The organism is Moorena sp. SIO3H5 (genome assembly GCF_010692395.1).
GTDB lineage: Bacteria > Cyanobacteriota > Cyanobacteriia > Cyanobacteriales > Coleofasciculaceae > Moorena.
Map to the genome: position 1 here is coordinate 5,916 of NZ_JAAHHS010000123.1, position 12,826 is coordinate 18,741.

The window sequence follows — 12,826 nt, forward strand, 5'->3', positions numbered from 1 at the left end:
CATCAAATAAGTCCGTGTTGTACTCCCATCTCCCCACCAATCCCATGTCTGTTTCCATCATTGACAGGGTCAAATCAAACTTAGCAATCGTACTGTGTTGATTGAACTGACTCAAACTCAGATCTGGTAAGTCTAATGTCCCCATCGGTGCATTCTGCAGCACAAACATCACCTGGAACAGAGGCGAATGACTTAAAGACCTTTGGGGTTGTAATGTGGATACTACCTTTTCAAAGGGTACATCCTGATGTTCATAAGCGATTAGTGTAGTTTCCCTGACTTGTGTTAGCAACTGGGAAAAACTGGGATTATCTTCAAAACGAGTTCTCAATACCAAGGTATTGACAAAGAACCCAATTAGCGGCTCAATTTCACGGCGGTTGCGATTGGCTATAGGTGAACCAATTAAAATATCTGATTGTCCACTGTAACGATAGAGTAAGGTGGCAAACGCTGCCTGCAGAGTCATAAATAAAGTACTACCCGATTTCCTGGACAACTGTTGCAACTTATCGGTTAATTCCGTGCTTAAACTAAAACCTTGAGTACTACCTTGGTAACTCATTACATGGGGACGAGAACGGTCTGTAGGCAGTTGTAATAATTCTGGAGCACCAAATAATGCTTCTTTCCAGTAATTGAGTTGGTTTTCTAGGATTTCCCCACTTAACCATTGTCTTTGCCAAAGGGCAAAGTCAGCATATTGAATCGGTAGTTCCGTTAACGGGGATGGTTCTGATGCCGCAAAAGCTTGATATAAACGTGATAGTTCTTGGATCAAGATTCCTATGGACCACCCATCAGAGACTATGTGGTGCATGGTCAGCAGTAACACATACTCGGTAGTGTCTAGTTGCCATAATTTACACCGGATTAGTGGTGCAACTTCTAAGTCAAAGGGGGTTGTTGCTTCATGTTGTACTTCTTGCTGTAAAACAGTTTCCCGTTCTTGGTCTGGGTATTTTTGTAGGTCTACTACATTGATCTTGATGCTGCTGTCGGGGTGAATTACTTGTATTGGTGTGCCATTAATAGTGGAGAAACTTGTCCGTAGTACTTCGTGACGATTGATTATTTCAGATAAGGTTTTTTCTAGGGCGTTAATCGCCAAGTTGCCAGTGATTCTAAGGGCTGCTGGTATGTTGTAAGTAGCAGAAGCACCTTCTAGTTGGTTGAGGAACCACAGTCTTTCTTGAGCCGATGATAGAGGTAATTGTTCACTATCGCTTCTTGGTTGAATTGGCGGAAGACTTAATCCTTGCCCAAGAGTACTACCTTTGGTTAATGTTTGCTCTAATTTATCTACGCTAGGAGATTCAAAGACTGCTCGGAGGGGAATTTCTACTTTAAAGGCAACTCTGAGTCTGGAAATTAATTGGGTTGCTAGTAGAGAATGTCCTCCCAATTCAAAGAAGTTATCGTGGATTCCGACATTGTCTACACTTAAAACGTCCGCGAAGATGTTGGCGATTATTTCTTGACTTGGCGTCCGTGGTGGGACGTATTCATGTTCTGGTGTGAAAACCCCATCAGGGGCTGGTAGTGCTTTTCTGTCTACTTTGCCGTTGTGTGTTAATGGTAGGCTGTCTAAAGTGACAAAAGCACTGGGCACCATGTATGAGGGTAGTTTGGAAAAGAGGAATTCACGTAGTTGGAAGCTGGTGAGTGATTGATCTGATGTAACTACATAGGCAATTAGGCGTTTGTTTCCAGCAATATCTTCAGTGGCAATCACTATAGTCTGTAGTACAGCTTGATGTTGGCTAAGTACAGTTTCAATTTCCCCTGGTTCGATGCGTACACCTCGAATTTTTACTTGATGATCAAAACGACCAAGAATCTCAAGAGAACCATCTAGATAATAGCGTCCGCGATCGCCTGTGTAGTAAAGCAAATCCTGCGGATCATTGCTAAAGGGATTTTTGACAAATCGAGACAGGTTTTCTTGAGAAGCGTTGATGTAACCCAAACTGCCAAATGGCGTCCTTATCACAATCTCGCCTTCTTCACCTATGCCGCACAGTTGATTATTTTCTCCTAAAACCAGTGCTTGAGTTTCAGGAAGTGGCCATCCAACTGACTCTATGCCTGAGCTGGGTTGATGAGGTACTTGATAACAACACTTGGCTAAAGTTGTCTCCGTTGGACCGTAGAGATTGACAATTTCCCCTGCTTGTGGAAATACCTCCCGCCACTGCCTTACCAGTGTTCCCTTGAGGGGTTCTCCGGCAAAGAATAACCAGCGTAAACTACTTAGAGAAACTCCCGGCGGCACATTAGTTAACCAAGATTGTGCCAGTGTTGGAACTGTGTGCAACACAGAAATCTGCTCAGTCTCTAACCAAGACAGAATTAGAGTCGGTTCTAGGATATCTTCCTCTTGGGGTAGGCATAGGATTGCACCACTGGTTAAAGGCAACAAGATATCTCTGAGGACTACATCAAAGGAAAGTCCTGTCAATTGACCAATACGGTCTTGCTGTCCAATTTCAAACCTCTGGCGCTGCCAAGTCAGGAAATGGGATATTCCTTGATGAGAGCCCAGTACTCCTTTTGGCACACCAGTACTGCCGGAAGTAAAGAAAATATAAGCTGCATCATCAGAAACTATTTCAGGCAGATGTGTAATTTGAGAAATATCCTTTTGAGAATTTATGACCTCTGCTGTTTCTGGTTCTACGGAAATATTAACTAGGGAGTTCCATATACTCTCGTCATCTAGGGGCTGAATACCGACATATATTATGTATTTGGCTTTGGCTTGGTGCAACATTAGGAGTTGCCGAGGATTGGGTAGCTTGGGATCAACACTCAGAAGTACTCCTCCACTGAGGAAGACGCCAATTATGCTGGCAATCAACCCAAAACTCCTCACCCCAGATACGGCTACTACGTCTCCCCCCTTGATGCCATGAGCCAACAAAACTTTTCCTAAGGTTTGAGCAGTTTGGGACAATTCCCCATAGTTCCAAGTGCTAAAACCTTGACAGATTGCTGGTTGTGCTGGAGTCCGCTTTGCCCAAGAGGTAAACATTGTTGTCACTAATTCGTAATGTGACTGAGGCAACACAGCTTTAGGGTCTGGAAGTAAATGTTTTGATTCAGGGGTGACCAGGGAATAAGAACTAATTGGGTGATTTGGATAAGCAACAATCTGAGTAATCAACTGATTAAATTGATTGAGAAAAAATCTAATTCTTTTTGGTAAAAATAGCTTAACATTATAAACTATTTTTAGTTCTATTTTTTGATTTTTTTTCGCTGCATAAAGTGTTAAATCAAATTTGGAATCAGCTTCAATTGTGTCAATTTTTTCTAATTTAACCCCTGGTAATTCCAGTTCTTTTTCTTCAAAATCGAGCATGTTAAATAATACCTGAAACAGGGGGTTATAATTCAAGGAACGCTCTGGCTGTAGTTGTTCAACTAGTTTCTCGAAAGGCACATCTTGATGAGCATAAGCATCTAAGGTTACTGAACGCACTCGTCTCAACAATTCCCGAAAACAGGGATTACCTGAGAGGTCAGTGCGTATCACCAAAGTATTGACAAAAAAACCAATCAAAGGCTCAATCTCACGGCGATTGCGATTGGCTATGGGTGTACCAATTAAAATATCTTCTTGACCACTGTAACGATGTAGTAAAGTGCCAAACGCTGCTAACAGAGTCATAAATAAAGTAGTACCACTCTCTCGAGACAGGGTTTGCAACTTCTGGGTTAATTCAGTATTTAAACTAAAACTTTCAGTCCTACCCTGGTAAGTTGAGACAGTTGGACGAGGGTAGTCAGTAGCTAACTGTAATAATTTGGGAGCACCAAATAATGCCTGTTTCCAGTAATTAATTTTGGTTTCTAGTATTTCTCCACTTAACCATTGTCTTTGCCAAAGGGCAAAGTCAGCATATTGAATCGGTAATTGAGGTAAGGGTGATGGAGCTCCTACACAAAAGGCTTGATATAAACTTGATAGTTCTTCGATTAATATTCCGATCGACCAACCATCCGATAGGATGTGGTGCATGGTCAACGCTAACACATATTCGGTGGTGTCTAGTTGCCATAATTTACACCGGATTAATGGTGCTACTTCTAGGTCAAAGGGGGTTGTTGCTTCCTGTTGTAAAAGTTGCTGTAAGATAGTTTCCCGTTCTGGTTCTGGGCATTGTTGTAAGTCCAGCACATTGATGTTGATCGTGCTGTGGGGGTGAATTACCTGTGTTGGTGTGCCATTGACAGTGGTAAAACTTGTTCGTAGTACTTCGTGACGATTGATTATTTCTGATAAGGCTTGTTCTAGGGTGTTAATCGCTAAGTTACCAGTTATTCGTAAGGCTCCTGGCATGTTGTAAGTGGCACTACTTCCTTCTAGTTGGTTCAAGAACCACAGTCTTTCTTGAGCCGATGATAGGGGTAATTGTTCACTATCAGTTCTTGGTTGAATCGGCGGAAGACTTAATTGGTCTTCTGTAGTAAGTAATTGGGTTAATTTTGGCTCTAATTCAGCGATTGTAGGGAATTCAAATACGTACCTTAGGGGAATTTCTCTGTTGAAGGTTACTCGCATTTGGGAAATTAATTGGGTGGCGAGTAGGGAATGCCCTCCGATTTCAAAGAAGTTGTCATGTATTCCTGCATCTTTAACTCCTAGAACGTTCGCGAAGATGTTGGCGATTATTTCTTCAGTTGGGGTACGTGGCGCTAAATATTCCTCAACTCGGGTGAAAACTCCATCTGGTGCCGGAAGTGCAAAGCGATCTACTTTACCGTTTGGTGTTAAGGGCAGATTGTCTAAGCTCACGAAGGCACTGGGCACCATGTAGTCTGGTAGTTTTTGCTTGAGGAATTCTCTTACTTGGTTGGTTGTCAGTGATTCGTTCTCACTGACATAGTAGGTGACTAGGCGTTTGTTACCAGAAATATCTTCTGTGGCAATTACTACAGCTTGTTCGATTTGGGGATGGGTGGACAGGACTGCTTCGATTTCCCCTAGTTCGATGCGGAAACCTCGAATTTTGACTTGGTTATCGATGCGACCAATAAATTCAATGTTACCGTCTGGTAGGTATCGCGCCAGGTCTGATGTTTTGTAGAGTCGTTGTGAGTTGGAACTACAGAAGGGATTAGTGATGAATTTTTCCGATGTGAGTTCCTGTCGGTTGAGGTATCCTCTGGCTAATCCATCACCACCTATGTACAATTCTCCTGGTACTCCTATGGGTACTGGTTGCAGGTGTGAGTCTAAGATGTAAATTGTGGTATTATTAATGGCTTTTCCAATCGGGACAAAAGAAGCACTAAACTTATTATCTACTTGAGCTACTGCGGACCAAATAGTTGCTTCCGTCGGACCATATAAATTCCAGACTTGTTTGCTAGTTTTAAGCAATTCCTCGGCAACAGTTAGATCTAACGCCTCTCCACCACAGAGAATTTTTAATTGCTTGTTTCCTTTCCATCCTGCGCTTAGCAATAATCTCCAAGTTGCCGGAGTAGCTTGCATTGTAGTTACTTGGTAGTTGTCTATACTTTGTGCTAATAGTATTCCATCTGTGGCAATTTCCCGACTGATCACAACTAAACATGCACCAGTAATTAAGGGAAGATATAATTCTAATCCAGCAATATCAAAAGATAAGGTGGTAACTGATAGGAAAATATCCGTTGATTCTAGCCCCGGTTTTTGCTGCATTGATTCAAGAAAGTTAACCAATGCTTTGTGCTGAATTTGCACACCCTTAGGTTGACCAGTAGAACCAGAGGTATAAATCACATAAGCCAAATTATCCGAGTCAACCCCAACATCAAGATTCTCCCCACTGTGTTGCTCTATGGCACCCCAATCACTATCCAAGCAAACCACTTGTGCTTGTTTTTTTGGCAAAGATTCCAGTAACGACTGTTGAGTCAACAACACTTCAACACCCGAATCTTCTAACATATAACTCAGTCGTTGGTGAGGATAATTAGGATCCAGGGGTACATAAGCACCACCAGCCTTCAGTATCCCCAACAGTCCTACCACCATCTGTAAAGAACGTTCCACACAAATCCCCACCAATACCTCTGCTCCTACTCCCATTGAAAGTAGGTGATGTGCTAATTGGTTAGCCCTTTGATTTAATTGATGATAAGTCAACTGCTGTTGGTCAAACACCACAGCTATAGCATCCGGTGTTTTCTCGACCTGCTCTTCAAATAACTGATGAATACATTTCTCTTTGGGATATTCATTGGCAGTATCATTCCACTCCACCAACAGTTGATGGCGTTCCCCTTCACTCAACAAGGGTAATTCACCCACAGAAAGTTGGGGATTTTCCACAATTGCTGACAACAAATTTTGGAAATGAGCCACCATGCGAGCAATGGTAGACCCATCAAACAAATCAGTGTTGTACTTAAAAGTCCCTTTAACCGATGAACTCCCCTCCATCATTTCTAAATCCAAATCAAACAGACCTTCCTGTTGAGGGATTTCAAAAGGTCTTAGCTTCAATCCTGCCCAATCAATATCCTTTTCTATTTCATTTACAAAAAAATTCTGTATGTTTTGAGATTTTTGTAACTGTTGTAGAACAAAAGAAACCTGAAAAATTGGCGAACGACTGGGGTCGCGGTGTGGTTGTAACTTTTCTACTAGTAGAGCAAATGGGTAATCTTGGTGAGTGATTGCTTCGAGTACTGTTTGACGAACTTGGCTAAGAAACTCCTGAAAACTAAGATTATTAGATAAATTTGCCCGCATCACAACTGGGTCAACAAAGTAGCCCATGACCCCAGCAAACTCACGTTGAGTTCTACCTGAAATGGGAGAACCGACTAGAATATCCTCCTGACCTGTGTAACGATACAATAGCACCTGAAAAGCAGCTAAGAGTATCGTGTAAAATGTTGCTCCCAAGCGTTGAGCTAGTTCTTTAAGTTGCTTAGTGAGCTTGTCAGATAACTTGAAGTGATGAGAAGCACCGTTATAGGTTTGTATTGGCGTACGCAATCGATCCGTAGGCAAATTCAGTACAGGCAACTCCCCTGTTAGTTGTTGTTGCCAATAGTTCCAAAGTCTTTCTCCTTCAGGTCCTTCCAAAATATCCCTCTGCCAACGAACATAATCTTGGTAGGAATGCTTCATTTGGGGAAGGGATGGCTCAACACCAGCCTTTTCTGCCTGGTAGAGTTTTTCCAATTCCTGTATCAGCAGATCTATTGACCAGCCATCACAAGCAATGTGATGTATGGTCAGCAACAGGATATGCTCAAAGTTAGAACGAGTAAACCACCTAACTCGCATAACTGGTCCTCGTTCGAGGTCAAAGGGAAGTTGATGAGCCTCAACCACTTTCGCTTTAAGTTCATCTTCACTCCAACTAGAAGCATCAAGAAGCAAGAAATCTAATTCTTGATTGTCATGCACCTGTTGAATTGGTTCAGATCGGAGTTTGGGAAAAGTAGTACGCAAGATCGGATGGCGTTCCCTTAGCACCCTCAATGCTTTTTCCATGGCTGGAATATCTACCACTGAGTAAATACGAGCAGGGAATGATCGGTTATAAGCATGACTTAATGGTGCTAATTGCCACAAAAACAAAAGTGATTTTTGACCGTAGGAGAGTGGAGAGACATTTAAAATATCTGGGCGTACGCGCAGCAACTGTAAGATTTCGGCTTTGTGTTGTTTCAGTTGGGCTAATACCAAAGCAGTTGATTCTTCGTTTGGTGCACAATAGCGCAGTCGATTGCCCTCGTTCCATAATTTCCAACCTTTTATGACAAGGTCTTGCAAAAACTCCAATAAATTCATAGTTCCCCCTCAATCAAATCACTATCCTTTGCATTACTCAAGAGAGTTTGCTCGTCCTCATCTTGTTCAACTGTTTGAGTTATATCAATTTGGGTCAATTGCCCATTCACTTCAGTCGCCAAACCAACGATACTGATATCTTCTATAAATTTGACTATGGGCACATCCACTCCCAAGTCAGTTTGAACACGATTCCGCAATTCCACAGCCATCAGAGAATCAAGTCCCATGGTGTTAAGAGGCTGTTGCACATCAATTTGGGAAGCTGTCATACCCAGTACCTGAGCAACTTCACTTTGGAGGTGAGTTATCAAAAGTTTTTCTCTTTCCTTTGAAGAAGACGCTTCTAATCGTTCTAAAAGCTTATAATCCTTTGATTTTGTGGTCTCGGCTAAAGAAAATGCCTCCAATAAAGGCATTTTTATCCCTCCAGACAGTTGCTCCAAAAATTGAGACCAATTAATGGGCAACACCCCGACTTGGGTAGCCTTTTGCCCCAACAACTTAGCCAAAGCCTGTAATCCTTGCTCTGGAGTTATGGGTGTAATCCCCTGAGCCTCCATCCTGCTGAGGTGTTGACTCTCCAAGCGACTTGCCATTCCCCCTTCAGCAATTGGTCCGAAGTTAATACTCAACCCCGGTAAACCGATCCCCTGTCGATAATGGGCTAAAGCATCCATAAAAGCATTAGCTGCGGCATAGTTTCCTTGACCTGGTGAACCCAATAGTGAAGCCATAGAGGAAAAACAAACAAAAAAGTCCAAATGTAGATTCTGAGTTAAGGAGTGTAAATGCCAAGCCCCTTGTACTTTCGGTGCCATCACCCGTGTAAATTGTTCCCAACTCATGTTTGACAGCAAACCGTCATCCAATACCCCCGCTGCATGAATTACACCTCGTAAGGTCGGTAAAGATACTTTGATTTCCTCTAGAATTTTAGTAACATCTTCTTCTTCGGAGATATCCCCACACAGGACTAATACTTGTGCTCCCGCCTCTTGCAATTCTTTAATAGTTTGTTGAGCAAAAACTGATGGCTGCTTACGTCCGGTGAGTACTAAATGTCTTGCTCCTTGTTCCACCATCCAACGGGCTGAGTGTAACCCCAAAGCCCCCAATCCTCCAGTAATTAGATAACTGAATTCAGATTGGATAGAAACTTGGTTATTAGCAGCTTCTGGCATTGATACTACCACCTGTGTTGATGTTAGAGCTTTTTGCTGCCGCTCTAACCTGGCCACATAACGTACCTGTTGACGATAAGCAATTTGGTTTTCATCACCAGGAGACAATAGTTCCTGCAACAAAGCTGCTACTGCTTGGTTTTCTTCCACAGTAGGGTCTAAGTCTAAACATCGGCATTGTAATTCCCTATGTTCTTGGGCAATTACTCGACCTAACCCCCATAAAGGTGCTTGTTGGAATTGTATAGGAAGGGACTGGTTAGCCACTGATTGGGAGCCTTGGGTTACTAGCCACAAGGTCGGACTTTTTACATCTTGATTTTTTACTATGGCTTGTACTAAATGAAGTAAACTGCCACAACCTAATTCTTGGGACTTTTGCAACTCCTGTGCCGATGTGGGTAGTGCTATCGTTTCCTGCCAACTCCACAGGTGGACAATTCCTCGTAATGGGGGTTGTTGCTCTAAGCTTTCTTGCAATAGTCGTGGAAATTCACTGACCTTAATCGGATTGATTTGATAATGTTGAGAATCTAACTGTTGGTAATTCTCCCCTGGTGTAACTAAGATACAATGCTGACCTTGTTGGGTTAAGGATTCTGCCAGATGTTTGCCTATACCTGTGGGTGGGCAAAACAGCAGCCAACTACCGGGTTTTGTTAAGTCAATTGATTGGTTGTCAAGTGAAGTTGATTCTGGTTGCCAATGGATTTGATATAACCAATCACCATGATCTACCTGCAAACTTCTCAAAAATGCTTCGCGGGGAGCGCGCCGAAGAGTAAAACCATCAATGCGTCCAAAGGCTTGAGCCATCTCATCGAGCAGATGGATATCATAAGCACGGGTCTGCAATTGTTCGTTGATGCGAGTGGGTTGATTAACGTAGGCATAGAAGCGGCGCGGCGCTGTGCGGCTCAGGGTCATTCCCTGCACCTTCCATGGAGCCCAAAATACTCCTGCTTCATCAAGAAGAGGGTCTAAAGTTTCAGGAGATAGGCGGGTACACGCATCAAGGAGGACTGGATGGATTGGTTCCCCAGCCAGCTGGGATCCCAGAGCTTCTGGTACTTCAATTTCCAACAGGGAAATTCCTTCTCCTATCCAAGCCTGACGGACTGCCTGTAGCATCGGACCGTAAACCAAAGACACTTTAGCATAAATATCCTTCAGTACATCAGCGTCAATGGGTCTCAACTGTTGACGCAGAGATTTTATGTCTACTTTTAAGGCGGGTATTGAGGGTGGGGTATTTAACAGGGTAATTTCAGCGTGCTGTTGCCATTGGCCTCCCTCAGTGGCATCTCTACTAAAAACTTCCACCTTTTGCTTAGTCTGATTACTATCAGCAGGATGAATCAAAAGTTGTGTTTCACGGGTAGCATTAGGTGTGGCCAGAATTAGGGGTTGTATAAAGTTAACCTCCTCCACTGCTGCCGGTGTGCCCACTGCTGCAAATGTCATGGTGATGTAGCTGACACCGGGAATTACAGCAGTGTCGTAGACTCGGTGGTCTCCAATCCAGGGACAGTTGCTTAGGTTTATGTGCTGGTGGTAAATTGTCTGACCAGTGGCTGCCAATTCTACCTTACTTCCCAACAGTGGGTACATATGTTGGTTCAGTCGGTTAGAATATCCCTGGGAAGTCTCTATCCAATACCGTTGCCGTTGCCAGGGATAAGTGGGCAATACCACCTTACTACGTGAATAATAGTTATCAAACCCTAACCAATCAACTTTGACTCCCCGCACATATAACTCTGTTAAACTTTGTAGCATTTGCTGCCAGTCTTCTTGACCAGGACGCAAAGAAGGCAACCATACTCCTACATCTTCTGGCAAACACTGCCTTGCCATACCTAACAAAATTGGTTTGGATCCAATTTCTAGGAAGACGTCATAACCTTGTTGGTGCAAAGTCTCCATACTTTGGGCAAACTTCACCGGTTGACAGACATGATTTACCCAGTAGCTAGCTGTGGCAATACTCTCGTCGGCTATAGCTCCTGTCACATTGGAAATCAGGGGAATTCGGGGTTGATTGTAGGTTATTTGATGGGCTACTACTTCAAACTCTGCCAACATCGGTTCCATTAAGGGTGAATGGAAGGCGTGGGATACTTGCAGTTGTTTGGTTTTGATTCCTTCTGCTTCTAAGCTGTCCCTAACTGTCTTAATCGTTTCTGCTGCACCAGAAACTACAGTGCTAACAGGTCCGTTGATGGCGGCTATTGCTACTTTGTCTGCATATGGGGCAATCAGTTGATTGACTTTCTCGTATGATGCCATCACCGCTACCATTTCTCCGCCAGAAGGTAGCTGCTGCATTAATATTCCCCGATGGGCAATCAGTTTTAGGCCATCTTCAAGGCTAAATACTCCTGCTACACAAGCGGCCACATATTCCCCCACACTATGACCCATGACCACATCCGGTTGAATTCCCCAGGATTTCCACAACTGAAAGAGCGCATATTCAATGGCAAATAGGGCTGGTTGGGTGTAAGCAGTTTGGTCAAGGAGAGAACTATTTAATTCTTGAGTATTTTCCGGATAAATAACATCTAAGATAGATTTTTCTAAATAAGATTGTAGAATTTGCTCGCACTGGTCTAAGGTTCGACGGAAGACGGGTTGAGTTTCATAGAGTTGTCTTCCCATGTTGATGTACTGAGAACCTTGTCCAGTAAACAAGAAAGCAATTTTCGGGGATTTATTATTACTAGGGAGTTTTCCAGAAAATACACCATTAGCTTCTTCGGCTGCACTAATTTTTGCTAATTTATCGGCGGCCTCTTGTTGATCAGAGGTAATAATAGCGAGACGATGGGTAAAATGGGTACGCCCTGTATTAGCGGTGAAGCAAATATCGGCGTACGCTGCTGTGGAATTATTCCCTAAAAATTTTTGATAAGATTGTACTAACTGAAGCAGAGCTTTTTCAGATTTTGCAGATAACGTTAATATATGGTGCCTACGCTCAGTTAACTCTTCACTTTTGCCAAATGCCTTACCCCCTTTGTTAAGGGGGGCTAGGGGGGATTCGGCAAAGCCGACGCTACGCGAACGACTTTTGCCTTGTGAGGGTGCTTCTTCTAAGATAATATGAACGTTTGTCCCACTCATGCCAAAAGAACTTACCCCCGCCAAACGTTCTTTTTCCCCTGATTCCCAAGGAGTTAATTCCGTTGGCACTGTAATCGGCAATTTCTGCCAGGGAATATGAGGGTTTGGCTGTTTCAAATGGAGATGGGGAGGAATCTGCTGATGCTGCAATCCCAGGATCACCTTGATCAGACCCGCCACCCCTGCAGCACCTTCAAGATGACCAAAATTAGTTTTTACCGAACCAATCTTCAAAGGCTGATCTTGTGCTCGACCTTGACCTAAGATCTTCCCCAGTGCTAGAACTTCAATGGGATCTCCGAGAGATGTCCCAGTTCCGTGAGCTTCTACGTATTGAATTTGGCTTGGTGTTACCCTGGAATTTTCTAAGGCTTGCTGGAGTAAAGCCTCCTGAGCAGAGCCATTGGGAGCTGTGAGTCCATTACTTTTACCATCATGATTGACTGCTGAACCCCGAATTAAAGCAAAAATCTGGTCTCCATCAGCTACTGCATTAGATAAACGCTTGAGAACTAGAATTCCACAGCCTTCTCCTCTACCGTAACCATCTGCCGAACCATCAAACGTTTTGCAACGACCATCAGTAGACAAAGCTTTGAGTTTACAGAAACCAATTGTTGCTTCTGGGGCAAGCATTAGGTTAACTCCACCAGCTAAAGCTAGATTACACTCTCTATAACGTAAACTCTGACAAGCCAGGTGAACCGATAAAAGC

2 protein-coding genes are annotated in these 12,826 nt (G+C 43.3%); both read right to left on the reverse strand.

The window, feature by feature from the left end:
- Positions 1-7,801: non-ribosomal peptide synthetase (locus tag F6K52_RS15590; protein ID WP_293079102.1), on the reverse strand; the 7,801-nt coding region annotated here is incomplete at its 3' end.
- A complete protein-coding gene (locus tag F6K52_RS15595) occupies positions 7,798-12,810 on the reverse strand; it encodes a type I polyketide synthase (protein ID WP_293079104.1) in 5,013 nt (1,670 codons plus the stop codon). The genes F6K52_RS15590 and F6K52_RS15595, both read right to left, overlap by 4 nt.
- Positions 12,811-12,826: the final 16 nt, after the last annotated feature.